Source organism: Planctomycetia bacterium (assembly GCA_034440135.1).
GTDB lineage: Bacteria > Planctomycetota > Planctomycetia > Pirellulales > JALHLM01 > JALHLM01.
Genome location: JAWXBP010000136.1, coordinates 1 through 25,372, shown reverse-complemented (window position 1 = coordinate 25,372; position 25,372 = coordinate 1). Strand labels below are relative to the sequence as shown.

General features: G+C 60.7%; 22 protein-coding genes. 5 read left to right on the top strand and 17 right to left on the bottom strand.

The window, feature by feature from the left end; all coding sequences use genetic code 11:
* The 7 genes from SGJ19_07870 to SGJ19_07840 all read right to left on the bottom strand — a co-directional run.
* The coding region (locus SGJ19_07870) for a hypothetical protein (protein ID MDZ4780152.1) at positions 1-1,316 on the bottom strand (1,316 nt) is incomplete at its 3' end.
* On the bottom strand, positions 1,316-1,609 hold the full coding sequence (locus tag SGJ19_07865; GenBank protein ID MDZ4780151.1) for a hypothetical protein: 294 nt from the start codon (positions 1,607-1,609) through the stop codon (positions 1,316-1,318). The genes SGJ19_07865 and SGJ19_07870, both read right to left, overlap by 1 nt.
* Positions 1,610-1,634: 25 nt before the next feature.
* Positions 1,635-1,901 carry a helix-turn-helix domain-containing protein gene (locus tag SGJ19_07860; GenBank protein MDZ4780150.1) on the bottom strand — a complete coding sequence of 89 codons (267 nt, stop codon included), beginning with the start codon at positions 1,899-1,901 and terminating at the stop codon, positions 1,635-1,637.
* Between the two features lie 222 nt (positions 1,902-2,123).
* Positions 2,124-3,074, bottom strand: a complete 951-nt coding sequence (locus tag SGJ19_07855; GenBank protein ID MDZ4780149.1) for a hypothetical protein — start codon at positions 3,072-3,074, stop codon at positions 2,124-2,126.
* Between the two features lie 142 nt (positions 3,075-3,216).
* Positions 3,217-3,822, bottom strand: coding sequence for a hypothetical protein (locus tag SGJ19_07850; GenBank protein ID MDZ4780148.1), 606 nt, complete (start codon positions 3,820-3,822; stop codon positions 3,217-3,219).
* Positions 3,823-4,009: 187 nt separating this feature from the next.
* Positions 4,010-4,573 carry a DNA-processing protein DprA gene (locus tag SGJ19_07845; protein ID MDZ4780147.1) on the bottom strand — a complete coding sequence of 188 codons (564 nt, stop codon included), beginning with the start codon at positions 4,571-4,573 and terminating at the stop codon, positions 4,010-4,012.
* A gap of 57 nt (positions 4,574-4,630) precedes the next feature.
* Entirely contained in the window at positions 4,631-4,993 is a 363-nt protein-coding gene (locus SGJ19_07840; protein MDZ4780146.1) for a cupin domain-containing protein, read from the bottom strand.
* A 158-nt stretch (positions 4,994-5,151) separates the two neighbouring features.
* On the opposite strand from SGJ19_07840, the gene SGJ19_07835 reads away from it, so the two are divergent.
* On the top strand, positions 5,152-6,132 hold the full coding sequence (locus SGJ19_07835; protein MDZ4780145.1) for a HAMP domain-containing sensor histidine kinase: 981 nt from the start codon (positions 5,152-5,154) through the stop codon (positions 6,130-6,132).
* Positions 6,133-6,149: 17 nt separating this feature from the next.
* Here the strand turns inward: SGJ19_07835 and SGJ19_07830 are convergent, their stop codons facing one another.
* From SGJ19_07830 to SGJ19_07805, 6 genes are all read right to left on the bottom strand, one after another.
* Positions 6,150-7,454 (bottom strand): glycosyltransferase family 4 protein, encoded by a 1,305-nt coding sequence (locus tag SGJ19_07830; GenBank protein ID MDZ4780144.1) that lies wholly within the window; start codon positions 7,452-7,454, stop codon positions 6,150-6,152.
* Positions 7,451-7,978: a pantetheine-phosphate adenylyltransferase gene (coaD, locus tag SGJ19_07825; GenBank protein MDZ4780143.1), complete on the bottom strand. Its 528-nt coding sequence runs from the start codon at positions 7,976-7,978 to the stop codon at positions 7,451-7,453. Before coaD ends, SGJ19_07830 begins: the two co-directional genes overlap by 4 nt.
* 257 nt (positions 7,979-8,235) lie before the next feature.
* Entirely contained in the window at positions 8,236-9,240 is a 1,005-nt protein-coding gene (locus SGJ19_07820; GenBank protein MDZ4780142.1) for a GHMP kinase, read from the bottom strand.
* A gap of 148 nt (positions 9,241-9,388) precedes the next feature.
* Positions 9,389-10,294: a sugar phosphate nucleotidyltransferase gene (locus SGJ19_07815; GenBank protein MDZ4780141.1), complete on the bottom strand. Its 906-nt coding sequence runs from the start codon at positions 10,292-10,294 to the stop codon at positions 9,389-9,391.
* A gap of 274 nt (positions 10,295-10,568) precedes the next feature.
* A complete protein-coding gene (locus tag SGJ19_07810; protein MDZ4780140.1) occupies positions 10,569-11,132 on the bottom strand; it encodes a sigma-70 family RNA polymerase sigma factor in 564 nt (187 codons plus the stop codon).
* Positions 11,133-11,490: 358 nt separating this feature from the next.
* Positions 11,491-14,391, bottom strand: a complete 2,901-nt coding sequence (locus SGJ19_07805; protein ID MDZ4780139.1) for a PEP-CTERM sorting domain-containing protein — start codon at positions 14,389-14,391, stop codon at positions 11,491-11,493.
* Between the two features lie 263 nt (positions 14,392-14,654).
* On the opposite strand from SGJ19_07805, the gene SGJ19_07800 reads away from it, so the two are divergent.
* The 3 genes from SGJ19_07800 to SGJ19_07790 all read left to right on the top strand — a co-directional run bounded on the left by SGJ19_07800 (position 14,655) and on the right by SGJ19_07790 (position 21,359).
* Positions 14,655-16,079, top strand: a complete 1,425-nt coding sequence (locus tag SGJ19_07800) for a tetratricopeptide repeat protein (protein ID MDZ4780138.1) — start codon at positions 14,655-14,657, stop codon at positions 16,077-16,079.
* A gap of 302 nt (positions 16,080-16,381) precedes the next feature.
* A complete protein-coding gene (locus tag SGJ19_07795) occupies positions 16,382-19,903 on the top strand; it encodes an acyl-[ACP]--phospholipid O-acyltransferase (protein ID MDZ4780137.1) in 3,522 nt (1,173 codons plus the stop codon).
* A 361-nt stretch (positions 19,904-20,264) separates the two neighbouring features.
* Entirely contained in the window at positions 20,265-21,359 is a 1,095-nt protein-coding gene (locus tag SGJ19_07790; protein ID MDZ4780136.1) for an FAD:protein FMN transferase, read from the top strand.
* A gap of 8 nt (positions 21,360-21,367) precedes the next feature.
* On the opposite strand, the gene SGJ19_07785 is transcribed toward SGJ19_07790, so the two are convergent.
* The 3 genes from SGJ19_07785 to thrC form a co-directional block, all read right to left on the bottom strand.
* A complete protein-coding gene (locus tag SGJ19_07785; protein ID MDZ4780135.1) occupies positions 21,368-21,742 on the bottom strand; it encodes a hypothetical protein in 375 nt (124 codons plus the stop codon).
* 191 nt (positions 21,743-21,933) lie between these two features.
* Positions 21,934-22,731, bottom strand: a complete 798-nt coding sequence (gene dapB / locus SGJ19_07780; protein ID MDZ4780134.1) for a 4-hydroxy-tetrahydrodipicolinate reductase — start codon at positions 22,729-22,731, stop codon at positions 21,934-21,936.
* Positions 22,732-22,823: 92 nt separating this feature from the next.
* On the bottom strand, positions 22,824-24,215 hold the full coding sequence (thrC, locus tag SGJ19_07775; GenBank protein ID MDZ4780133.1) for a threonine synthase: 1,392 nt from the start codon (positions 24,213-24,215) through the stop codon (positions 22,824-22,826).
* A gap of 281 nt (positions 24,216-24,496) precedes the next feature.
* Here thrC and SGJ19_07770 point away from each other — a divergent pair, with 281 nt between their 5' ends.
* A complete protein-coding gene (locus SGJ19_07770) occupies positions 24,497-24,757 on the top strand; it encodes a GlsB/YeaQ/YmgE family stress response membrane protein (protein ID MDZ4780132.1) in 261 nt (86 codons plus the stop codon).
* 268 nt (positions 24,758-25,025) lie between these two features.
* Here SGJ19_07770 and SGJ19_07765 read toward each other — a convergent pair.
* Positions 25,026-25,372, bottom strand: a 347-nt coding sequence (locus SGJ19_07765) for an aspartate aminotransferase family protein (protein MDZ4780131.1), incomplete at its 5' end; no start/stop codon positions are given.

Here is a 25,372-nt window from a genome sequence, read left to right as displayed (position 1 = left end):
GCGTCGCGCACTACGTCGCGCGGCGGCATGGCCGGAACTTCGACCGTTTCCTTGTTCTCGCCGCGCCCTGTCGTCTTTTCTCGGAACCACTCCGCGGAGCGGGCCATCACGTGGCGAAGGCGATCTTCATCGAGCGTGCAAATCATGGGCGTGCCGTGATCGTCCAACTCAATCCGCGCAGGCAGCCCGGCGTGCCGGAACACGAACGGCGGCTCATTGGCCGCTTCGATTGCATCCCACGCCGCTGTTGTCACGCGCGAAAGCTCATGGTCTCCGGCGTCGATGCGGGGCAGTTGGCGGCTATCGACCGCGCCGACGGCATGGGCATGCCCGTTGAATCGTCCGTTCGCCTTAAAGAACTCGCCATTACGGCCCTCGATCGCCAGGCGGATGGTCTCGCCTCGATAGTCGTCTCGCTCCCACTTCGCGCGCAGAAGGCCACTCTGCCGAAACAGCCGATCAATGCGTGCTTCATCGGGGCCGCACCAAAATGCGAGCATGCCGCATAATGCCAAGTCGGCGCGACTGTCATCGCCGCCATAGTCGCCAGTATCACCGCCCCACAACCGCGAGAACTTCGCTCCGTTCTTCGCTCCGCGCGCCCTATCAATGATATCCAACTCATCGAAAGGCAGCGTCTCAGCGGCGTAGTGCGGCCCGTTGGACTTAGCTTGCGATTTGCTGGCCGTCAGTCGGTCAATCAGCGTCTGGAGTTCAGTTGATCGCTCGTTGATGGTGGTGTCGTAGTTCTGCCAGATGCGACCGGTCAACGAAAAGAATCGCCCAGCGCGATACACTTCAATGCCGTCCCGTCGAGCGCCGTCTTTCTCAACAGAATTCCCCTCCTTGTCCTTCTTGTCCTTCTTGAGAGGGAACCTAACTCGCCCCTTGCACAGCGTCTTGATGCCGGTATTACTGGCGCTGATCTCACTGTATGAATCAAGCGACGCGAGCACGTCGATTGCCCAGGCGGCCAGCTCACTGCCGAACGGGTCATCGGAAAGACACTTGTCTAAATCGACGCCAACATAGGGGACGTCGTTGCCGAATACGAATCCGATGCCGTCCCATTTGCCCGACCTGTATGCGCGAACGGCAGTTGCCCAGTCGCACCACGTTTCGGCATTCGTAGAACTAGCCTTGCGATTAGTGCCAGCGATATATGGCACTTTCGTCCATCGACCCTCTACGAAGTCGTAGCGCCACGCGACCCACCGGCGTAACGCGCGCAGTTCTGACGGAATGTTATCCAGCAAGACGCTGAGCGCCGTCGGGCGCGGCGGTTCAACGATGGTTTCTTCGGTCGTCATAGCCATCAGCCGGCGGCCTCCACCGTCTCTGCCGACTCGATCCACCACTCAATTACGTCCGACCACGTCATTCCGCGTCGACGCGAGTTTTCAACGTCGTAGTCGGAAAAAGCCATCCCGGCCTTGCGCAACACGGCACGCTTGAATTTGCTGTAACTGAAGAGTTCATCCGCGCTGAATTCGATGCGAATCTCTGATTCGACAGACTCGCCGATGCCCACAAGAAACGACCACGCGTAGCCAGTGCCGCTTCGCGAGTCGGCCCGCCGCAATTTTGCGACGCTCGTGATATCCTTCATTCTTCACCTCACCTGAAAAATATTCTCACCTGATGCCGCGTCCACAACGGACGGGCTTATTCGCGCTCAACACAACGGCGTCGAGTTGCGCTCGATCCACCAACAGCCGTCCCTTGCAGGGCCGGTAAGGCGTCAACTCTCCGCGAGCGATCAGACGTCGGATTGATTTCGTCGAGAGATTGCAATAGCCTGCCGCGCCGTCGACAGTGAAAAAACGCACGGGCATCGCCGTTGCTCGTTCAAGCAACTTCGCCAACGCGTCTTCAATGCGGTCGAGGCGATCGTCGGTCACTTCGCTGCCTCCTGCTTCTGCCGGGCTTCTTGCGCAGCCCGAGCCAGGTTCAACAGCTTGCGAAGTGCTGCACGTTCAGAAAGGTTAGCGTCAAGCCGCCGGCGAATTGCTTCGACCGATGGAACACGCTCAAAAATCGCTTGAGAGTCAGTTGCCACAAAAAAACTCCTGCAAGGTCAACTTGCAGGAGTAGAGCAACCGAGCGCTGGGGTGACGTATGTCTCAGCGCTGGATTTGCGCTGGAATAGTGGGCAGCGCTAGACGGTATGCGCTTCCCTTGACGTCTTTGGAACTCGGCAGCGGGTCCTCGGAATACCCAGGAATAAATCGACTGATTGCGCCGCGCAACAACTTGCGCGCAACAGACAAGTGCCCGCGAATCGTTCCGTCTGAGTTGAACGAGTCGCTTTTGAGGTCATTGGAATTCTGTCGCCTGTGATGTGAGCTGGCGATTCTTTCCAGGATAATCAGTGGTTGTCCACTGGCTTCAAATGGATGTCCCCATAGAACGAAACACCCAGCGTCAAATTCGATGTCAGGCTTCCCATCGATCGGCATAAGCACCGAATTCTCGCGGTCGGACCGTGTATTCGCGCCAGGGATTGGTTCTTCCGACGTCGATTCGGCGACTGGTGTCCCGCCAAGGACTCGCACGATCTTGGCCAGCCAGCCGCCGACTTCGAAAGCGAATGATGTGCCGTGAGTCGAGCCATCGTCGGCCAACAGGTTCGATGTGTCACAAACGCGTTTAATCTCGCTGCGCACCTGTCGCTTGTCCGTTGCGGAGATAATATCCCGAGCGAATGAGAACGCCTTGCTTCCCTCGTCCGAGATTTGGGCGTCAACCAGTCGGTCACGCTCGCGCGTCCAATTCAGCTTCCGCAATTGCTCAAGCGGGGCAAATGTACCCTGCCGCTTTAGCACCAATTGAAGTTCGACGACGGCACTGACGACAGCATTGACGCCTGCCGTCGTGAATTCATGCGGATTGACGCACCGATCGTCACGCGCCTGCAGGTAGATGTTGTCGCGCCAGGCGTCAGCTAGCCGCTCGGCGGCCTGCCTGAATTCGCGTCCGGGGCGTTCGCGTTTGTCGCGTTGCTGCGATTCGTTGATTCGCTTTTGCTTAAGTTCCGCAACCCAAGCGGCATCGTCGGCAACGGCGTGTTTCATGTCCCACCTGTAAAAATCCGGGCGCTCGGCCCGCCGTCGCTCCAGGTGAGGGGAAAACGACGGCAGGCGAGCAATGCGGTGTACGGCCGCGAACCCGATGCAGCATTCTACTCAAATGCCGGTCGATTGTTGAGGCTTTCCGTCATTGAACTTGCAGCTCGTACACCCGCCCCTGGTACTCATAGATCGGGATGGGAACATTGCGGGGATAGACGCCAGGTTTTGCCAGAACCTTAAATGTGTAGACGGCAGGTTTGTCGGACTGAGTGCCGCCACCGCCTCCGTGACTGCCCATACCCTTGATCCGATTGAAATCCTTAATGTAGAACTGCTGAGGACTGATCGGAGCCATCGATTGCGTTTGGGCCACGGCTGCCATGACTTCCCCGCTGTGAATTCCGCCCGCGCCCTCCAGCAGGGCGGTGGGGATAGGGGTATCGCCCTTAACTCCCCAGAGCAGGTTGCCCGGCGCGGGCGACTGAATGCGAACCGCCAAAAAGCTGAATTCTCGGTCCCGCGGTCCTTGTGCAGCGTCGTCGGAAACATCCATCACCACCGCCAATCGAAACTGATCGGCACTTACCGGCTCCAAATCCCATTTCAGGCCGTGGGCTTCCAGGACGTTCTCAGCTACGGCAAGTCGGCGGCGTTCGTACACAATCGTTAAGATGAGCCCCGCAACGAGCAGCAATGCCAAGATGTCGCGAAGCGAAAATCGAAGGTGCTGACGAATGGATTGCCAACTCATTTCCGGGTGCTCCTGACCATTCTTTGAAGTGGGACGGTCGACATCATAGCTTGTGTGCACCTTGTGTTCACTTGGGGGCCAAATCAGTCCAAAAGGGGCCACTGAACACAAGAATCGGCGGTTTCGGCCGCGCATGAATAAAGCCCGTAAGTCTCTTGAAAAAAAGGACTTACGGGCTTTTCTAAAGTCACGGCGGCGTCGTTCTACAGAGATTCAACAACCCGCTCCCCAACACCGCAATCGTTCGTCCGCCGGCCTGAAGCGCCGCACGATGCGCCGCAGCGTCGATGCCGCGCGCCAGGCCGCTGACGATCGTGAAACCCGCGCGGGCCAGTCCGCCAGCCAGCCGTTCCGCCTGCGACGTGCCGTACAAGCTGGCGTGACGCGAGCCGACGATCGCCACGGCCATCGCGTCGCGCGGTTCGATCGTCCCGCGGCAATAGAGCACGCCGGGCGGATCGGGGATTTCCATCAGCGACGCCGGATACTGCTCTTCGCCGGCGAGCAAGACCTCGACCCCTTCGCGCTCGCAAAGGGCCAATTCTTCCTCGGCGTCAATTTCGTGCCGCGCCCGGGCAATCGCCTGGCTAAGTCGCGGGCCTATGCCGTCGACGCTTTCCAATTCGCTGGGCATCGCCTCCAAAACACGGGTGGGCGACCCAAACGCCGCCATTAACTGCTGCCAGGTCCGCGGCCCCACGCCGCTTACCAAGGCTAAACGCAAAGCGTCGATGCGTGCATCATTCGACATAAGATTCAATCGCTGTTTCCGAATAAGGTGTCATCGCAACTGGTCATACCATACGCGTCACACTTCCACTTCGTCAGCACTGTCGAACTTCGGCGTCACGTAAATCAGCACCTTCATCCGCCCCACGGCGCGATGGCGCACGCCCGGCCGAATTAGCACTGCCACGCCGGGCCGCACAGGAATGCGCTCGCCGTCGAGTTCCATCGCCGCATCGGGGCCAGCTTCGAGAATGTAGTACAACTCGGTCAATGTACGGTGATAATGCGTTCTCGATTCGGCGGAGATTTCCGTCAGATGCAGCGTGGCAGGGTAGTCGGCAACTTCGGCGAATCCACGGCGCGCGACGCCACACGGACACTCCGTGCCCGGCAATGCCGTCAGGTCCACCAGTTGCCATTGCTTTGTGGATTCAATAGCCATAGGCCATCCAGAATAACACATCGCGAGCCGCAAGCGGATAGAATGGAGAACACGCCATAGTCTCCTTTCGCTCCGCGAAAGGTCCGTTCCTTTCGCGGAGCGAAAAGAGACAGTGGGCCTCGAAATCAGCGACGATTAGCCTTTTTAGAACAACTATCATGGATTTCCCCTCACGACGCCGCTCGCTCGGTTGGCCGATCGCCCTCGGCGTCGTGATGATTGTCTTGCTGGTCGCCCTGACGATCGGCTGGCTGTTACTCCCCTGGGCGGGCGAGGCCTGGAACCGGGGCGCCTTCTGGACGATCGTCGCCCTCGGCACGATCTTTCTCGTGCTCGTGCTCGTCGGCGTCGTCTTATATCTGACGTTGACAATCAAAGCTTTCCGTCTCAACCAGCGGCAATCGAACTTCATCGACAGCGTCACGCACGAGCTGAAAAGCCCCATCGCCTCGCTCAAGCTCTACTTGCAAACATTGTCGCGGCGTCCTGTCAGTGTCGAGGAAGCGGCCGGCTTCTATCGCTTCATGCTCGACGACCTGGAACGGCTTGATACGCTCATCAACCATATGCTCGACGCCGCGCGGCTCGATCAGCGCCCGGCGGAAGCGGAGCTGAGCGACATCGACCTCGCGCCTCTGTTGGAAAACGCCGCCGCGACGGCGTGTCGCCGGTATCATCTGCCGGAAGACACCATCCACTTGGAGTTGACGCCGGCCGTCGTACGCGCCCGGCCGATCGATCTAGAAATGGTCTTTCGCAATCTGATCGACAACGCCATCAAGTACGCGGGCGTTCCGCCGGAGGTCCGCGTGCAATCCCGGTTTGCGCAGCCGGGCTTCGTCACCGTCGGTATCAGCGATAACGGCCCCGGCATCCCCGCCAAGCTCCGCCGCAAAATCTTCGGCCGCTTCGTGCGCCTCGGCAGCGAATTGGAGCGCGAAAAACCAGGCACCGGACTGGGGTTATTCATCGTCCGTACGCTGGTGCAACGACTCAAAGGCGCGATCCACGTGTACGCCGCAGTCCAAGGCTCTGGAACCGTGTTCGAGGTAGAACTCCCCGGGCGAGCGCCGGAGAGGACCAGCGAAATGCCCTCAGTCGTAGAGCCGGAAGCGTCAGCGCCCGGATCGCACCGGTAATCAATGTCGCGACTGCTCTATACTGCAGCAAACTTGCGAAACACGTCCCGCGTCCGCTGAGCCGCAACCTCAATACCGTGATTCGCCTGCACGCGCCGTTGTGCCTCGCTGCCGAGTGCGACGCGTTCCTCCGGTTGCTTCAACACTGCTTCCCAGGCATCGGCGAACGCGTTGACATCCCCAGGCGCAACCAGTCGCCCGCCGCCGGTCTGCGCGATCAGTTCCGGAAACGCCCCGTGAGCCGGCAACACGACCGGCACGCCTGCCGCCAAGGCTTCGAGCACAAACAAGCCTTTCGGCTCGCGATACACGGTCGGAACGCTCAGCAAGTCGATGCTGTGGAGAAAACGCACCTTGCCATCCAAATCAACGACGCCGTCATACTGGAAGCGATCGCGCAATTGCGCCTTGTCCAAACGCGCGAGTTGCTGCTGATAAAACGCGCGGTCCTTCGCGCTCAGCCAGCCGGCGGCGCGCAATCGCACTTGCTCCATCCCAGGTCGGCGGGCTAGCTCGACAAACGCGTCGATCAGCAGATGGAACCCTTTTTCCGGCGCGATCCGCGCGAAGTAGCCGATCGTCGGCGGACGCCGCGGCGCCGGCGCGTCGTTCCGCACATAGGGCTGCCAATGCACGCCGAGCGGCGCGAGATGAAATCGCTCGCGCGGCACAGCCAGGTAGTCGGCCATGAAGTCGGCATAGAAATCGCTGAACGTAATGAAACCATCGACGTGCTGCGCCAGTCGCCGCACCGCGTCGCGCGCCTGAGAACGGTGCGGCTCGATCAGTTCATCCAGGAACAAATCGTCCCCTTGCAACGTCACCAACACCGGAATCCCGAGCCGTCGCTTGATTTCCGGCGCGCAAGCGCCGATCAACAAATTCGTCAAGTTGACGAGCGCGGGTCGAACGTCGTCCGCCAGCCAATCGAGCATGCGCTCCAATTCGCCGCGCAGCCGTCCATGTTCGCCGGCCAACATATCCACCGTCAGTCCGCCTAACTCGCGTGCGTCGACGTTCACTTGCTTGGCCGCCAGGCGATTCAGCACCCAAGGCCGATCCAGCCACCGCGTGAACAACCGCGGCACGAAACGAAACGCGGGCAGCTTCTCTTGCAGATAGACGTTGATGCCGCCATAGAACACGCGCTGAATACTGACGTCGCGTTCGTCAGTGCGAATCGGCGTGTAGAGCGGCGCCAACAGCACGTCGCAACCCTGGCGCTGCAATTCGCCGACGACGGCGTTATCGCGCAAGCAACTGCCGCAGAACATCCCGGCGGCGCCGGCAGTGAAATAGACGACGGTTGCGTTACCGCTCATTCGGTGTCGGGCCCGTCGCCGGCGCTGGGAAGTCGTTTCTGACGGAGCGCCTCGACCACTTCGCGGGGCACGAACCGCGTGAGCGCTTCGTCGCTGGCCAACGGGGCGATCTGCTTGATCAGCGAGCTGGATACGTGCGCGTACTCGCTGTCGGCCATCAAGAAGACCGTCTCGATCCCGGGATCTAGCTGCCGATTGGCCATCATCATCGTGATCTCGGCGGCAATGTCGGTCAGCGGCCGCACGCCCCGAATCATCACCCGCGCCTGGCAGCTACGCACGAACTTCACGCTCAGCCCCGTGAACTCGCGCACCTCCACGTTACCTAGGCGTTCCGTCACGCGGCGCACCAAATCAACCCGTTCCTGCGGCGTAAACAACGGGCTTTTCACCACATTGATGCCGACCCCGACAATCAATTTATCCACCAACCGACTGCCGCGCTCGATGACGTTCAAATGCCCCAACGTGATCGGATCAAACGACCCAGTATAAACAGCGATCCGCGGGTCCGACTGTGGCATGGCGGCGAGTTCCGGTCAAGCAAACGAACAGGGCGATTCAACTATCTTGCCGAAGGACGCTCGAGAATGCAATCCGGCCCACCCTCTTCTGTAGCCGAGGTCTGTGACCTCGGCCGCATCGTTCACAACCGATCCATCCTGGCTTAATTGGGTTCGCTAACCGCGCGAGTTTAGTCGAGGTTAGTCGCTATTCCATGTCGCCACGCGAACTTTCCGAGGTCACAGACCTCGGCTACCGAAGAGCTACAGCAGAGTGATCACGCCACGGTCGGCTTGAATACCCGGCAATCCGGCAGTGCTTGTTGCAGACGCTCAAACATCGCCTCGTCGCGGTAGATGCCGACGATGGCGCCGCCGGATCCGGCGAACTTGGCGCTCGCCCCCGCCGACCGCGCGTCGTCCACGAGTTTGACCTGCTCTTGCGGCAATTGGCAAATCGAACGGCGCGTATCGAAATTGCGGTCCATCAACTTGCTAAGTTGTGCCAAGTCGCCCGCGAGTAGTGCCTCGCGCGCATCGGCCGCTAATTGGGCAAAGGTCTTCATCGCCGCCAGCACGGCAGGCTCGCCTTGGTCGTAGCGGGCGCGCAGGTTGTTATGGAATCGTTCCGTCGGCTCGGCGACGTCGGCTCGAAACGCGATATACACGTTCTTCAGCAGCTTCACGTCCAGCGCCTCGTACACGCCGCAGCGGAAACCCGGCGCCGGCTCGGTCATCCGCTCCTGGGCGAAGTCCATATAGACCAGACCTTCGTACGCTTGGATCACACGATCCTGCAGGCCCGCGGCAATACCTAACTCCATGGTCTCGACGCTGAGCGCCAGCGACGGCAGCAGCTGGCGTGAAATCTCCACCCCATAGAAATCGATCATCGCCCGCAAGGTGGCGGTGATGATCGCGCTGGATCCGGCCATGCCGACCTGACGCGGCACGTTACTCTGATAGCGCAGCGAAAACTTGCGGTCATGCAGCTTGATGCCGACCAGATCGCAATAGTCGACGAATCGCTTTACCGTCGCTTTGACTAGCCGGATCCCGCCGTAATAGCCGTGCAGCGCCACGTCGCGTTGCAATTCATGTACGCTGTCGAACCGGCTGTGGTCCTCCTGGCTTGGAATCAGCTCGATCTCGTCCCATTCGTACAGCACGATTTCCGCGAAGTATTCGCGCACGATCAGCGAGATCGTCTTGCCGTGGTAGCCATCGGAAGGATTTCCGACCAACCCAGCCCTGGCGAAAGCTTTGCGACGAATAATTTGCATGAAGCGTCAGGAAAAAAGGGGACAACGCTGTTATTCAAGCTTGGACACAAACGGCCGAGGAGCAAGTTTTCAGTTTTCAGTTTTCAGTGAGGACGATGATTCCAGACACTGAAAACTGAACACTGAAAACTTCAAACTCTCCCCGCTCTCATTCCCCAAACTCCTTCAGAATCTCCCGCGCCCGCTTCCGCAACGCTGTTCCGTGGCGTTCGTCCGCCAGGGCGAATTCCAGGAACGATTCGAAGTAGCTTTCGAAGTTGCCGATGTCGAATCGCTTTTCCTCGGCCGAAAGCTTGATGCCGATCGCCGTTGCGCCGGCTTTGATCATTGCGTCCATCGCGTCGGTAAGTTGAATCTCGCCGCCGCGACCCGGTTTCGTCGCTTCGAGATAGCGGAAAATCCCCGGGCTGAACACATACCTCGCCGCCACCGCGAGATTGCTCGGCGCCTCTTCGACCGATGGCTTCTCGATCAGTCCGCGCAAGCGAAACTCTTGCCCCGAGCTCTCGGGAATCGCGATGCCATAGCGGCACACTTCCTCGCGCGGCACTTCTTCGAAGGCCACGACCATTCGCTCTTCCTCGGGGCGTTTATCGCGCTCGAAGGCTGCGATCATCCGCTTCACGATGTCGCTTTGCGCGTGGCGGCCGATCATCGAATCCCCGAGCGCCACCACGAACGCCTGATCGCCAACCAAAGGCTCGGCGCACAGCACGGCGTGCCCCAACCCCAGTTGCCGGCGCTGCCGCGTATAGAAATACAGCATCTCTTCTTGATGCACGAAATCGAGCTCGGCCAACTCTTCCTCGCGCCCGGTGCGGCGCAGATAGGCGATCAATTCGCCGTCGATATCGAAATGGTTCTCGATCGAGGCCTTGCCCGGCCCGGTGATGAACAGCAGCCGCCGGATGCCGGAATTGGCCAGCTCTTCGGTCACGTATTGCGCGACCGGCTTCCGCCCCACGGCCAGCATCTCTTTCGGCTGCGACTTCGTCAGCGGCAACAACCGCGTCCCCAACCCCGCCACCGGCACCACTGCGAGATCAATGCTCATCGAAACACGCTGCCCCAGGTAGATTGCGATCCGCACCTCAGCCCGAACAGGCACTCGGGAACGCTACTCCAGTTTAACCGCGGCCGGCAAGAACACATGCCCCGCCGCTCCAGAGTCGCTCAACCGCGTTCGGCCTTAATCCGACCGCGCCACCTATGCGGATCGTAACGCCGCCAACGCCAAGCCGAGCAGCAAAACTGAGGCTGTAAAGTCCCACTGAAAACCGAACACTGAAAACTTCACACTCTGCCAACGAAAACATCAAACTCCCCCCTCAAACCCTTTCATCCTCCACCACCTCGCGCAACTCCTCCCTGAGCTGCATCCGCGCGCGGAACAGCCGACTCCGGACTGTGCCGACGGGCAATTCCAAGATCTCGGCGATGTCCTCATACGCCATACCGTCCATTTCGCGCAGCACGAGGATCTTGCGGTGATCCTCGGTCAGCGTGCCGAGCGCCCGTTGCACGCGGTTCACGCGCTCCGCGCGCAAGATTTGATCGTGCGGGGCCTCGCCGCCATAGAGCGGTTCTTGCCCGCCGTTTTCGCGCGATTGATCCAGCGACAAACTCGGCCGCCGCCGGCGTCGGCTGCTCGCCGCGGTGTTGAAGGCGATGCGATACAGCCAGGTATAGAATTTCGCCTGCCCCTGGAACGAATGCAGCTTGAGGAACGCCTGCACAAAGGCGTCTTGCACCACGTCATGGGCTTCGTCCCAGTAGCCGAGCGATTGAACCATCGCGTTGTAGAGTCGGTCCTGGTATCTACGCACGAGCACACCGAAGGCCGACGCATCGCCAGCCAAGGTCTCGGCTATCAATACCTGGTCCTCTTTCACGGCGCGCTCGCGGGACCGAGTTGCCGGCCCCTTTATCTGGTTAAACTCTGCCCCACGAGACGCACCCCGTTCCCGGCCCGCCCCGTCCCCGCCTAGTACGATCATCTTCGCCTCACTCGCCGGCGCTGTCAAACGCGGCGCAAGTTCACCGCCGCCAATGAGTTGTGATCGCCGCCGTAGTGCAGACGCCCCACTTGGCCAAAACACCTCCCACCGCGCCCCGACCGACCAACGCCCTCAACTCGCCGGGATCGATCCGCGACGTTGGGACACTCGGCCGCCTCGTCCAATAAAAAAAGCTCGCCGAGGCCTGGGCCTCGGCGAGCTTGGAGAGTTTTCGACGAATCGAGCGTTCGACTTAACGTCGCTTTTGGCGGCGAACCCACCAGCCGGCGCCGGCCAATAGTACGCAGCCGAGCCCCAGCGTCCCCGGTTCCGGTACCGGCACCGGCGAAGCCACGACGTTCAGCCGGACATCGTTGGGTAGGTACTGAACCGCGCCCCATGCCCGACCCGCTGGCAGGACCGGCAAGGAAGTGCTGGCGAACGTTCCGACCCGGCCGCCCGCGGCGGTGAGGACCGTAAACGAGTCGCCCACGTTCGGCACAAATCCGGCGCTCGAACCGCCGAAGTTGTTGCGGACGTTGTTGAGGTCGGTGATATCGACGTCGCCGTCGTCGTCGGTATCGCCCAGACCGGCGCCCGCGAAGTTATTGCGGACGTTGTTAAGGTCGGTGATATCGACGTCGTTGTCGGCGTCGGTGTCGCCCAGCACCGGACCGCTGCTGGCCAACAGGACTTCCAGCTTACCGCCCAAGGTGGCAATGCCGGAGACATTCAGGAAGTCGTAGCCGGTTCCTTGCGTGGTCCCCGCCAGCTCGACCTGATAGTTTGCCGAGGCATTGGTGATGGTGTAAGCGCCGATGATGTTGGTCGTCCCTGGCGAAGCGCCCGGAGCGAGCGTGCCGCCGCTGTTGACCAGGTCGAAATTGATCGTCCCGGCGTTCTTCAACGTGCCGCCTTCAAAAGCGAACTGTGCCGCCAGACCGGCTCCGTAGCTCATCGAGCCGCCAGTCATATCAAGCACGCCGCCGTCCAGGGTATAGAGCCCATCGGACGTGGCCTGCACGCCGATGGTCAAATCGCCCTCGACGATGTGCGTTCCGCCGGTCTGAGTGATGGTGCCCAAGCCCGCATCACCCACCAACACATTCTGGCGGCTATGCAGCTCGCCCGCCGAGAGGTTGATGTCGCCGGTGCCAGCCGCATGGAAGGCCACAATCAAGTTTCCGCCCACATCGACCATGCCGCCCGACTGGTTGAGCACGCCCTTATTGGCCGGACCGTCAGATTCCGAAGCGACATGCACGTCGCTGAGTGTCCGCAACACGCCTGTGCCGCTGACGTTCATCGTCGCATCCATGGTGTGCCAGTGGCCGATCTGCACGCGACCAGCACTCACGACGACTTCGCCGCCAGAAAGGTTGTAAGTTCCTTTGCTGACGAAGCTGTCGCCGATCGTGAAGGAAATACCGTTCGCGGAAGCGTCATCGAAGACCATCCGCCCGCCGGTTTGATTGATCGTGCCGGTGCCGCCGAAACCAATCCCCATGCGGGAGTGGAAGGTGGCTTCGCCTCCGGTCATATTGAACGTGCCGGTCGACTTGTATTGGGTGCCATCCACGATGGCTTCCTGATCGCCAATCCGCGTCCAACCCCCGATTTCGAGCGTCCCGCCGGACATCGTCTGCACGCCCGTGGAGTTAAAGCCCGAGCCGATCGAGTAGTCACCGGCCACTTTCACTACGCCGGCTGACTGATTGAACTTGCCGAGGTTCGGCTGATTGAAGCCGGCCGCGTCGTCCGCGGTGAACGGCAAACCATCGGCGCCAGCGTCGTTGTTCGTGTACCCGCCAACCCGCAATGGACCGCCGATCTGCAAGTTGCCGGTGCCACTGACGTTCACCGTTCCGTCGGTATTCGCCCAGTGACCGAGCAACATTTCGCGATCGATGACTGCGCTGCCGCCGCTCAGGTTGTAGACGCCCGTGCTGCCGCGGCCATCGCCGATCAGCATGTCGGGAGTGTTGATGATCGCGTTGGCCGCGTCATAGACCGCTTCGACGCGGAGCGTACCGCCGGTTTGATTTAGAACACCTTCACTGCCGTTTTCGCCAGCAACGTGCAGGCGATTGGCATTCGTGAACGTACCGCCGGAGAGATTGAATGTTCCATGGCCGCCGGCATTGGTGCCTGCTCCGGGACCACCGATGTAGCCCCAGCCGCCGCCGCGGATATTGCCACCCGATTGATTCAGGACGCCAACCGCCGGGTTACCGGCGTCGTCGCCGCCGCCGACGTGCAGTTCGTTGCCCAATTGAACATCGGCCGTGCCGCTGACATTCATCTCGCCGTTTGAATTGGTCCAGTGACCGATGGCAATGTTCGTGGCGACCTTCAATTGGCCGCCCGAGATGTTGTAAGTACCTTTACCGCCGCCGGTGCCGACGTCGGAAATGATCAGTTCATGGTTGCGAACCTCGAACAGGCCGCCCGTCTGATTGACAGTCGCTTGCGCTGCACCGTCGCTGACATGCGTACGGCCAAGAAAAGAAGCCACGCCGCCGGAAATGTTGAACGTGGCTTCCCCATCGCCTTGTCCGATATAGTTCCAAGCGTTTTCAGGGTTACCGGCGACTTGACGCAACTCGCCCCCTTCGAGATCGAATGTACCGACGCCGCCCACGCCTAAGTGAAACCGGGCGTCCTGGCCGAAACCGTCCGGCGAGTTATACAGCAACTGGCCGCCAGTCAAGCGAGCATGGCCTGTTCCGCCATTGACACCGACATTGAAGTTGGTGAACGCGTCGACGACGCCACCGGTTTGGACGTACTCGCCGGTCGAACCGGCTTCGTCTCCAATGAACACGGCCCCGTCCGGGGAGATCTTGCCCCCGGCAACCATGTTGAGACGGCCGCCGCCACGCACATGGACTTCGCCGATAAAACCGACGTCGGACGAAATCGTCGCGGGCAGGGCAATTCCAATGATGGCGTTGTCGGCCGGGGCGGGCTGAGATCCCAGGTCCCAGTTATTGCCGACCGTCCAATTGGTCGGGTCGACAGCATCATCGCCCTGCCAAGAAACATCTGCAGCGCGGAGGGTTCCGCCGGCCGCAGAAAGCGAAAGCAGCATGCCCAGGCCAAGCCCGTAGCGTCGTAAGTCGCGCTGCAGCGCAGCGCGCAGAGAACCAATCATGAGTTCCCGCCTTTCAGCGAATCTAATTCAGCAGATGTGTGGGTCGGTATGCGATGTGTCTAAGAAGTGCCGCCTGTCAATGCGTGCGACTGACGAACGTCGCGCACGCATATTTGATTCGCACACGGAGTCTAAACAGAAAACAAATGGCGATCAAGCTATTTTCAAAAAAAGTTTTAACTTCCTCGCGAATTTTCGCTTGAGCGCAACTTCCTTGCGTCCGCGCGCGGGGTATGGTTGGATGAATCTTAGGGAGATCCAAGATGCCTTTCAGCCGTAGCAGAACGCAACGAGCGATGGTCGTCGCGTCGCTCGTGATCGCCGAAAACTGCTTGTTTTCCAGTGTGTGTTTGCATCCAGCGCGAGGACAGCAGGCGCCGAGCGCCGCGTCGGATGAGAGCACAGCAGCCACGGAAATGAAGCTGCGAGAGCAAGTCACTAAACAGCCAGATAATGCGCAGGCAATCAGTTCTTTGGCGGAGTTTTTGCTCGCGCGACAGGACTATGCCGGCGCCCTGGCCACGCTTCAGGCGGGATTGAAGCGCCTGCCGAAGCACCCGGCGCTCACGTATCAGCTCGGCATTGCTTACTATCGCAATGGCCAGATCAGCGAAGGCGTAACCTCGCTGTATCAGGCGATCGAGTTCGATCCCAAGTTTACCGACGCGCGCATCGACCTCGGTGCGATCTTGCTCGACCAAGGTCGCTTGATGGAAGCCTCGGAAGTGTACGGAGGCCGCGTGCGGCTCTTTCCCGATGACGCCAACGCTCACAACGATCTCGGCGTCGTGCTCACCCGGCTGGGTAGCACGTCCGAGGCAAAACGAGAGTTCGCCGAAGCGGTGCGTCTCGAGCCCGAACACGCCGACGGGCACTACAACCTGGGGCTTGCGCTCGCGCAGGAAGGCGCTCAACAAGTCGCGATGGAAGAATTTCGCACTGCCATCAAATTGAAGCCGGTGTATGCCGACGCTTATTTTCAACTCGGGCGCGTGCTGGCAAGTTCTGGGCGCGCGGAAGAAGCAATCGTCCAATTCGACGAAGCTCTCCGGCAGCGACCCAACTATGGCGAAGCACACTATCAGGCCGGCCAGGTATTGCTCTCGCTAGGGAAAGCGAAAGAGGCCGCGGCGCGGTTTACCGAAGCGCTCCGATTGAGCCCCGCGAGCGTCCATGCTCGCTATGCCATGGGAGACGCCCTGTTACGACAGGGCAAGCCAAGCGTGGCCGCGGCGCAGTTTCGGGAGACTCTGCGACTTCGCCCGGGCCATGCCGAAGCGAACTACAAGTTGGGGATGATCCTATCCTCGCAGGGCAAATTCGACGAGGCGGCAGCGTGCTATCGCGAGGCGCTCGCGAATCGTCCCGATTGGCCGGATGCGGAAAATAATTTGGCCTGGCTGCTGGCGACGCATCCGAACGATCAGTCGCGACGCCCGGAAGAAGCGGAACGCCTGGCGGCGGCCGCGGTCGTGGCAGCCAAGGCAAAAATTCCGCTATTGCTGGACAGTCTCGCCGCGGCACAAGCCGCGAACGGCAATTTTCCGGCGGCGGTCGCCACCGCGGAGGAAGCCGTTGCCGCGGCCCAGGCAGTGGACGATAGCGAACTGGCGAGCCAAATCGCCGGTCGCCTCAAACTCTATCAAGCCGGGCAGCCGTATCTGGAAAAGCCGACAAAATCGCGCTAGCCGGCATCGTTTTCGCTGGCGGGTATTGCCCGCGAAACACGCGAAAGGACGCGAAAAGGGAAGGGAGGTCGGATGCAGGTGGCTGCCTGAATGGGTCAGGTAGGACTAAAGAACGGTCAGTCTTAGCTGCCCGCAAGTTTCGCGTGATTTCGCGTTTTTCGCGGTTCCTATTTGTTCCGGCCTGCAAGTCCGCGAGCCAGATTGTTATAGAAGCCCTGTGCTGCCGCCTGTGGTGGAACCAAGGCCCCTTCGCCGGATGTCGTCGATGCGGCCCAACTCGTTGACAGCAGGAATGCGACACGATGACGGCCACGCACGACCATTCCCAAGAGCCGACACACGGACTGCGCTCCGGGAGTTTCCTCGGGCTAATCGGCACTCAGGCGCTCGGCACGACGAACGACAACATCTTTCGCTGGCTGGCGATCGGCATCGGCAAAGATTTTGTGCCGGCGTCCGCCGCGTCCACGGTGCTGGCGGCCGGCCTGGCCTGCTTCGTGCTGCCGTATTTGCTGCTCGCCGCGCCGGCCGGATACCTGGCGGACCGCTACAGCAAGCGCAGCGTGATCCTGTGGTGCAAAGTGGCTGAGATCGGGCTGATGATCGCCGGCGTGGCGTCGATCTTAATCGGCAATTTGTATTTGATGTTCGGCGCGGTGTTCTTGATGGGCGCGCAAGCCGCGCTGTTCGGTCCTGCGAAATTTGGCGCAATTCCCGAAGTGCTGCCGGCCCACAAAATCTCCGCCGCGAACGGCGCGCTGGGACTGGCGACCGTCGTTTCCACGGCACTCGGCGGTGCGCTCGGCAATTGGCTGAGCGATCGCATGGGACATCGCGGGGTCGAGTTCCCGCTCTGGACCGCGGCCGCGGCGCTCACCGTGATCTGCATTGCACTCGCCGGCTGGCTGTGCAGTTTGCGTATTGTGCAACTGGCCCCAGCCAATCCTCTGCAAACGTTTCCTTGGAATGCTCCCGCGCAAACTTGGCGCGATCTGCGTGCGCTCGCCAGCAGTCGGCCCATGCTCCGAGTGGCAATTGGCGAAGCGTTCTTCTGGTCGTTGGCGTCCCTCGCCAACATGAACATCGACCAGTACGCGTTTGAAGGAGGCGCCAGCCAGCAGCAGATTGTGCCGCTCTTGTTGGCTCTCGTCGTCGGTCTGGGACTAGGAAGCGTCTTCGCCGGTTGGTGGTCTTCCGGAAAAGTTGAGTTGGGCATCCTGCCGTTGGGCGCCGCTGGCCTGGCAATCAGCTCTATCTGGCTGTATCTCGTTCACGGCGCAATCGTCTACAACGATTCCATCTGGAACGACAACTACTTCACCACCTGCTGCCTGCTGTTGTTTCTGGGCGCCAGCGCCGGACTGTTTGACGTGCCACTTGCTTCGTACATACAGCATCGCAGTCCGCCGCAATCGCGCGGGCAGATGTTGGCCGCGACGAACTTCCTGGTGTTTTCCGGCACGCTGGTGACTGCCGGCATTTATTGCCTGATGCGGTTGCCGATCGGCGGCGGCGAGCCGGCGTTTTCGGCTCGCGAGGTGTTCCTGTTGGCCGGTTTGGCGACGGTGCCGATCTTCATTTACATCGTGTTACTGTTGCCGCAGGCGACGATTCGCTTCATCCTCTGGCTCTTAAGCCACACCATGTATCGCTTCCGGATTCACGGGCTCGACAACCTGCCGGAACGGGGCGGCGCCTTGCTGGTGGCCAATCACGTCAGTTGGATCGACGGCCTCGTGTTGTTGCTGACGTCGTCGCGCCCCGTGCGCTTCGTGGCCTTTGCCCCTTACGTGCAGATCCGCGGGCTAAGCTGGATTGGGCGCGTAATGGGGGTAATTCCCATCGGCCCTGGTCCGAAAGCGATCAAGCACGCTCTCGATACCGCCCGAAACGCCGTCCTGCATGGCGAACTGGTCTGCATTTTTCCCGAGGGAGCGATCAGCCGGGACGGCGAAATCGCCGATTTCAAGCCGGGTATGCTCCGCATCGTCGACGGAACCGGAGCGCCGATCATTCCGGTCTTTCTGGACAAACTGTGGGGGAGTATCTTTAGCTATGAGCGGGGACGTTTGTTGTGGAAATGGCCGAAACGCTGGCCGTTTGTCGTCGCGGTGCATTTCGGAACTCCGCTCCAGGCGCCGTTCGATGTCGTCGGCGTGCGTGAAGCGGTCGTTCAGTTGGGGAAACAATCTGTGGCCGTGCAAGCCGATCCAACCATGATCCCGCCGCGCAGCTTCTTGCGGATGTGCCGGCGGCTTTGGAAACAGCCCAAGGTGGCGGATTCCTCCGGTAAGCAATTGACCGGCGGAGAACTGCTGATCGGCGCGCTCGTGTTCCGCCGCCTGCTCCGCGACATACTGAAAGACGACGAAAAGTACGTCGGCTTGTTGATCCCCCCGTCGGTCGGCGGCGTGCTGGCCAACGTGGCGCTGCCGCTGTGCGGTAAGATCGGCGTCAATCTGAATTATACGGTCTCGACCGAGATCATGGATTCCTGCCTCCAGCAGTGCGGCATCCGCCACGTGCTGACCAGTAAGCGCGTAATCCATAAGCTGGAACATTTGAAAGTCAACGCAGAGTTGGTGTTCCTCGAGGACTTGCTCCGCAAAGTCACCAAGGTCGACAAGGCCATCGCGTACGTGATGGCGAAGTTCTGGCCCATGCGTACGCTGGAGCGGCACTTAGGCTTGAATCAGGTTGGACTCGACGACCTGTTAACGGTGATTTTTACGTCCGGCTCGACGGGCGATCCCAAGGGCGTGATGCTCACGCATGGAAACATTTCGAGCAATATCGACGGCATCGCACAAAGCGTGCGGCTAACCCCGGACGATGTGTTGATCGGCACTCTGCCGTTTTTCCACTCGTACGGTTTCACCGCCACGCTGTGGTCCGTGCTGACGCTCGACCCGATGGGCGTTTATCACTTCAGCCCGTTGGAAGCCGGCGTCGTCGGCGAGTTGTGCGCGAAGTATCGCGTGACGATTTTCATGTCAACGCCGACCTTCCTGCGTTCGTATTTGAAGCGCTGCCCGCCGGAGCATTTCGCCACGCTCGACGCGGTCTTCGGCAGCGCGGAGAAATTGTCGAGCGAGTTGTGCGACGCCTTCGCCAAAAAGTTCGGCGTCCGGCCGCTCGAAGCGTATGGCGCCACGGAACTCTCGCCATTGGTCTCGGTCAACGTGCCCAAACATCGTGCGCCATCGACCGGCGGACCCTGGGTCAAGGAAGGGACCGTTGGCCGGCCGATCAAGCATTTGCAAACCAAGATCCTCGACCCCGAGACCGACGAACCGCTCGGCGCCGGCGAGGCCGGCATGCTCTGGGTCAAAGGCCCCACGGTGATGAAGGGCTATCTCAACAAGCCAGCGCAAACCGCGGAAGTGATGCGCGACGGCTGGTACAAAACCGGCGACATCGCGCGCATCGACGCGGACGGTTTCATCGAAATCACCGGCCGCTTGAGCCGCTTCTCCAAACTCGGCGGCGAAATGGTGCCGCACTTGCGAATCGAGGACGAGATTAACCTGATTCTCGGCCACGACCATGAAACCGTCTGCGCCGCCGTGACCGCCGTGCCGGATGCGAAGAAAGGCGAGCGTCTCGTCGTGCTGATGCTCCCCTCGGAAAAGACGCCGCGGGAAATCACACACGAGCTGGCCACGGCGGGGTTGCCGAATCTCTGGATCCCCGACGTGCATAACTTCTACACCGTCGACGAAATGCCCGTCCTCGGCACCGGCAAGCTCGACCTGAAGAAGCTCAAGGATTGGGCCAAAGAAAAAACCGCGCAACCCGTCCCCACCGGCGCTCAAGTACAATAGCTAAGTACACCCGCATAAAGTTTGATGCGGGGTGCCACTGGCGGCTTGTCCGCCAGTGCTGGAGTTGGGCTTGCTATCGAGATCAGAACCGCACTGGCGGACAAGCCGCCAGTGGCACCCATCGCATTATTTCTTCTGCGTGTGCACTTAGTGTCTCGGCAGCCACAACACTAGCCCGTAGCGCAAGCGAGGGAGAGTTGATGAAGGCTACATTGGAAGATCGAACTCTCTGTTGCATTGGGTGAGAGCAACTGAGAGTTTCATCTCCAACGGTAGACGTCGTCGTCCCCCCTCGCTTGCGCTACGGGCTAGTGGAGCAGACTTCGCGGCAAACGAACTCCTTTACTCTTCTTCTCCCTCCATGTCCGCTCGGCACAACTCACGCCGCGATTTTCTCCGCGGTAAAGCGGCGCGCGACGTCGTCACCGACTGGTTGGACGCCGTGCCGTCCACATTGGACGTGTCGCCCGTCGAGACGGCGGGGCGGTATCTCATTTCGCTCAAGCGCCGCGCGATGGCCTGCGATTTCGTGGTGCTGCTCAACGCGGGGCAACACAATGCCGGGCCGACGCTCGCGATGCAGGCGCTCGACCTGATCGAAGAACTCGAAGCACAACTCACCATTTATCGCGATTCGAGCGAAGTGCTGGAAATCAACTGCACGGCGGCCGAGCGCCCGGTGGTCGTGGAAGAGCGGCTGTTCGAGTTACTACAACGAGCGGTCGCGCTGCATCGCGATACGCAAGGTGCGTACGACATCACGGCGGGGCCCCTCAGCAAGGCCTGGGGATTCTTTCGCCGCCAAGGCGAAGTGCCGAATGAAGCGGCGCTGGCGGAAGCGCTCGCCAAAGTCGGCAGCGAGAAGTTAACGTTGGACGCGGAACGGCAAACCATTGCCCTCGCGCAACCTGGCGTGGAATTGAACCTAGGCGCGATCGGTAAAGGCTACGCGCTCGATCGCTGCGCCGAATTGTTGCTTGAGGGAGGCGTGGACAACTTTCTAATTCACGGCGGCCAAAGTAGCATCCTCGCCCGAGGCGCTCGCGCGACCGGCCGTCCGGACGAGCAGGGCTGGTCGATTAGCATCGGCGATCCACTCCGTCCCGGAAAATCCATGTTGGAGTTCCCCGTCGTGGATCGCGCCGTCGGTACTTCCGGCACGCAGTTTCAATTTTTCCGCCACGCCGGCGAGCGTTACGGCCACATCATCGACCCGCGCACCGGCTGGCCCGCCAAAGGAGTTCTCAGCTGCACGGTCCTTGCGCCCACTGCTGCGGAGGCCGACGCGCTGTCGACGGCCTTTTTCATTCTCGGCCCGGAGGGAGCGGAGGCCTACTGCGCCGCACGCCCGGAGACTGCGGCGCTGCTCGTCTGCCCTTCCAACAAACCGGGCGAGCCGATTGTTCACCGGTTCAATTGGGCGAGCGTTGAACTCGCAAAGCCGCCGAACGACTGACAAGCCAATCAAGTCTGCGAGGCGGCTCCGCGAATCTTCGCGCGGACTTCGGGCAGCGGGTAAACGATGATCGCCTGGCCTTCGCGGCCGATTTCGTAAAGGCGGCGGTAGCCTCGCGTGACGAGCGTTTCTTGTTCGTGGACGTAGTGCGGATCCAGCGTGCGCTTGTCGAAGGAGCCCTCCACGACGACGGGCTGGAAGCGATCGTCGCAGATGTATTGTGCCAAGGTCGGGTCGCAGCGGAGATGCCGCTCCTTGGTCGTGTGCAGCACCTCGGGATCGAACAGGCCGATCACGTAGCGCAAATACAGATCGCTATCGGTGATATCGGCCACATCCAGGCCGCAGACGTCGCAGAGATAGCCTTCGTCGCATTTGGACATGGGGGAAGTAGGTGGAGTAGTTAGTAGGTGGAGTAGACATTAGCTGAGGTAGACCATGTTGTGGCACGGTCTCCCGACCGTGCCACTGGGCCGACCGCAGGCCTCCCGTTCCGGATGTCACCACGCTCTGCCGTGGCACGGTCAGGAGACCGTGCCAAAACACGGTTGTACGGATTTATTTATCACTTCCACTACACCCCCAACACGTCGCTCATGCCGTAGAGGCCGGCTGGTTTGCCGTGCAGGAATTTCGCGGCGGCCAGGGCGCCTTGGGCGTAGCAATCGCGGTTGCTGGCGCGGACGCTGAGTTCCAAGGTTTCGCCGAGCATGCCGAAGACGATCGTGTGCTCGCCGGGGTTGTCGCCGGTGCGGACCGCGTGATAGCCGATTTCGCCGTGCGGCCGCGCGCCGGGGCGGCCTTCGCGGCCGTGCTGATGATGTTCCTGCCCCATCGCGTCGGCGACGATCTGGCCGAATTTGATCGCCGTGCCGCTGGGGGAATCTTCCTTGAAGCGATGGTGCCGCTCGATGATCTCGACGTCCGCGCCGCCGGGATAATCCTTGAGCGCCGCGGCGGCGATGCTGGTGAGCTTCATCGTGAGATTCACCGCCAGGCTCATGCTGGGGGACCAGACGAGCGGGATCGACGACGCGGCGGTGCGCAGCTTGGTTTGCGCGGCCGCTTCGAGCCCCGTGGTCGCCATCACCAAGGGCAGTTTGCGTTCGAGGCACAGCACCGTGGCGCGTTCCGCGCCTGCGGGCGTCGAGAAATCAATCAGCACGTCGGCGTCGACCGATAACGTGTCGGATACCCGCACTCCCAAATCGCCGATGCCGGCGAGTCGCCCGGCGTCCTCGCCCATTTTCGGATGCCCGGCGTGTTCGAGCGCGGCCACGACTTGAAAGGCCGAATCGGCCACGGCGCAGGCGATGACGCGCTGGCCCATTCTGCCCGCGGCGCCGTGGACGGCAAGTCGGATGCTTGGCATGGGGGAGGTGGAGAAAAGGAGTAAAGGAGTCGAGGAGAGAAGGAGACGCGAGGACTGCGAGTTATTTTTTCGCGCTCGTTTTCTTCGTTGCTTCAGCTATAAAGCTGAATCGCCTGGATGATTTCGTTCAGGTTGTTATTCACAGCCACCGCGCGGTTGGCGAACGCGGCGCGGCGGACGCCGCGGCTGCCGAGGACTTCGTTGAACTTGTCCTGATCCGTGGTGTGGTAGGCGACGGTGGCCGTGGGATCCTTGAGTTGATGTCCGGTGAGGATGCACACCACGCGCTCGTCGCGGCCGATAACGCCCTCGGCTATGAGTTGCTTGGCGCCAGCGACGCTCGCCGCGCTGGCCGGTTCGCAGCCCAGCCCGCCCGCGCCGACTTGCGCCTTTGCATCCATGATTTCCTGGTCGGTCACTTCGCGGACGACGCCCTGCATCGCGTCGAGCGCCCGGAGGCACTTGTTCAGGTTCACCGGCCGATTGATTTCGATCGCGCTGGCAATCGTTGACGCGCGTTTCGATTGTTGATCGAGGAGGCTGTAGTACTCCGCAATCGCCGGTTGCGGCTTGCCTTCGTCCCAGCGGACACCGCGGCGCTCATAAAGTTCGTAGAGCGTATTCGCGCCGGACGCGTTGATAACCGCCAACCGCGGCAGGCGATCAACGAGGCCAAGCTCCTTCAATTCAACAAACGCCTTGCCGAACGCGCTGGAGTTGCCCAGGTTGCCGCCGGGCACCACGATCCAGTCCGGCACTTCCCAACGCAGGGCTTCCAGCACGCGGTACATGATCGTCTTCTGCCCTTCCAACCGAAAGGGATTGACGCTGTTCACCAGGTAGATGCCCAACTCGCGCGAAATCTCCTGCACGCGGGCCATCGCGTCGTCGAAATCGCCCGCGATCTGCACCGTGAGCGCGCCGTAATCGAGGGCCTGCGAGAGCTTGCCGTAACTGATCTTGCCGGAGCCGATGAAGATCACGGCCTTCATGTGCTTGGTCACGGCGCAATAAAGCGCGAGCGAAGCACTGGTGTTGCCGGTCGACGCGCAGGCGGCCCGTTTCGCGCCGATCGTATAGGCATGCGTGAACGCGGCTGACATGCCGTTGTCTTTGAAGCTGCCGGAGGGATTCATCCCCTCATATTGCAAATGCAGCTCGCCGCCGGTCAGGCCGACGTACTTGGCGACGTCCCGGGCGTGTTGCAGCAACGTCTGGCCCTCGCCGATCGTGACGATGCGGTCGTCCGGAGCGAAGGGCAGCAGCTCGCGGAACCGCCACACGCCGCTGTATTCGAGCGGCTCGTGCCGGCGCGACCATTTGTGTTCGAAATCGGCCAGCTTTTTCGGTAGCGGCAGTTTTGCCCAATCGTAAGCGACGTCAAGCAGATTGCCGCAGGTCGCGCAGGCCGTGCGGACTTCCTCCACGCCATAGGTCTGCCCACAGGCGGGATCAATGCATCGCTGGTAGACGGAGTCGGACATCATCAGCCGAGTGATTCGAGGGCTATTTTGCGACGGCGTGCGTACTGCTAATTGTAAGCCACGAATGGGTTTCCGTGCTATTGGGCAAAGCGCGGCCAGTTTCCACATTGCGGGCGCTACACGGCACGGAGCAGGCAGGATTGGGAACCGCGAAATGCACAAAAGGGCGCGAAAGATCGAGGTTGTTTTGCCGTAAATACTGTGCGGCGCTTGGTGATAGGCAATAATCAATGCGTTCCGAACGCGCGATCGCGCATTTTCCGTAGTCGGGGGTTCAAGTCATGTGGTCGTTGATTTCCATGTTGGTCTGGGGATTGATCGCTGGAGCGTTGGCCAGGCTGTTGATGCCGGGGCCGGATAGCTTCACCTGGACCGGCACGATGATCCTGGGAATCGTCGGCTCGTTCGTAGGCGGGCTGATCGGCGCCCTGTTCACGGGAAAAGGCATCGACACGATCAACCCTGCCGGACTGATCATGTCCGTGATCGGTTCACTGGTGGCGCTGGCGATTTACCGGCGGATTTCCGCAAAGAAGGGGTAGCTGGGCGGAGGAACCGCGAATGCGGGTATGACCCGCGAAACACGCTAAACACACGAAAAATGGGAGAGAGGGGAACATCGAACAAGTCGCTGCTCTGATTTCACGCTGCTGTTTGTCGAAGTTACAGGCAACGGGTCGTCGGCGAACTCCGTCAACTCTTGCGATTTAACAACAACCTTTCGCGTTTTTCGCGTGTTTCGCGGGCCGCTCCGAATCCCTCAAGAACATGCCTAGAACAACGAGGTCACGGCGTCGGCTACTGTAGAAACTACATCGCTGCGAAGGCTTCTTTGGCAGCGTTGACCGTGGCGTCGATATCTTCGTCGGTGTGCGCCGTGGAGATAAACAGGGCTTCGTATTGACTGCAGGGCATATAGACGCCGCGATCGATGAGGCCCCAGAAGTACTGGGCGTACTTCGCGGTGTCGGAGCGGCTGGCGGTGGTCCAGTTGGTGACGGGGCCGGGGTGGAAGAAGAACGTCAGCATGCTGCCGACGCGCGTGATCGCGTGATCGATCCCAGCGCTGGTCGCTGCATTGCGTAGGCCTTGTTCCAGCCGTGCGCCGAGTTGTTCCAGGCGAACGTAGGCTTGGCCGTCCTTCAAGAGTTGCAAAG

Coding starts and splice junctions, on each gene's coding strand:
- SGJ19_07840 (MDZ4780146.1), bottom strand. CDS start 4,993: ATGGCTATTGAATCCACAAAGCAATGGCAACTGGTGGACCTGACGGCA.
- SGJ19_07855 (MDZ4780149.1), bottom strand. CDS start 3,074: ATGAAACACGCCGTTGCCGACGATGCCGCTTGGGTTGCGGAACTTAAG.
- SGJ19_07820 (MDZ4780142.1), bottom strand. CDS start 9,240: ATGCAAATTATTCGTCGCAAAGCTTTCGCCAGGGCTGGGTTGGTCGGA.
- SGJ19_07785 (MDZ4780135.1), bottom strand. CDS start 21,742: ATGTCCAAATGCGACGAAGGCTATCTCTGCGACGTCTGCGGCCTGGAT.
- SGJ19_07790 (MDZ4780136.1), top strand. CDS start 20,265: ATGTCCGCTCGGCACAACTCACGCCGCGATTTTCTCCGCGGTAAAGCG.
- dapB (MDZ4780134.1), bottom strand. CDS start 22,731: ATGCCAAGCATCCGACTTGCCGTCCACGGCGCCGCGGGCAGAATGGGC.
- SGJ19_07835 (MDZ4780145.1), top strand. CDS start 5,152: ATGGATTTCCCCTCACGACGCCGCTCGCTCGGTTGGCCGATCGCCCTC.
- SGJ19_07850 (MDZ4780148.1), bottom strand. CDS start 3,822: ATGAGTTGGCAATCCATTCGTCAGCACCTTCGATTTTCGCTTCGCGAC.
- SGJ19_07805 (MDZ4780139.1), bottom strand. CDS start 14,391: ATGATTGGTTCTCTGCGCGCTGCGCTGCAGCGCGACTTACGACGCTAC.
- SGJ19_07815 (MDZ4780141.1), bottom strand. CDS start 10,294: ATGAGCATTGATCTCGCAGTGGTGCCGGTGGCGGGGTTGGGGACGCGG.
- SGJ19_07830 (MDZ4780144.1), bottom strand. CDS start 7,454: ATGAGCGGTAACGCAACCGTCGTCTATTTCACTGCCGGCGCCGCCGGG.
- SGJ19_07845 (MDZ4780147.1), bottom strand. CDS start 4,573: ATGTCGAATGATGCACGCATCGACGCTTTGCGTTTAGCCTTGGTAAGC.
- SGJ19_07795 (MDZ4780137.1), top strand. CDS start 16,382: ATGACGGCCACGCACGACCATTCCCAAGAGCCGACACACGGACTGCGC.
- SGJ19_07865 (MDZ4780151.1), bottom strand. CDS start 1,609: ATGAAGGATATCACGAGCGTCGCAAAATTGCGGCGGGCCGACTCGCGA.
- thrC (MDZ4780133.1), bottom strand. CDS start 24,215: ATGTCCGACTCCGTCTACCAGCGATGCATTGATCCCGCCTGTGGGCAG.
- SGJ19_07800 (MDZ4780138.1), top strand. CDS start 14,655: ATGCCTTTCAGCCGTAGCAGAACGCAACGAGCGATGGTCGTCGCGTCG.
- SGJ19_07770 (MDZ4780132.1), top strand. CDS start 24,497: ATGTGGTCGTTGATTTCCATGTTGGTCTGGGGATTGATCGCTGGAGCG.
- coaD (MDZ4780143.1), bottom strand. CDS start 7,978: ATGCCACAGTCGGACCCGCGGATCGCTGTTTATACTGGGTCGTTTGAT.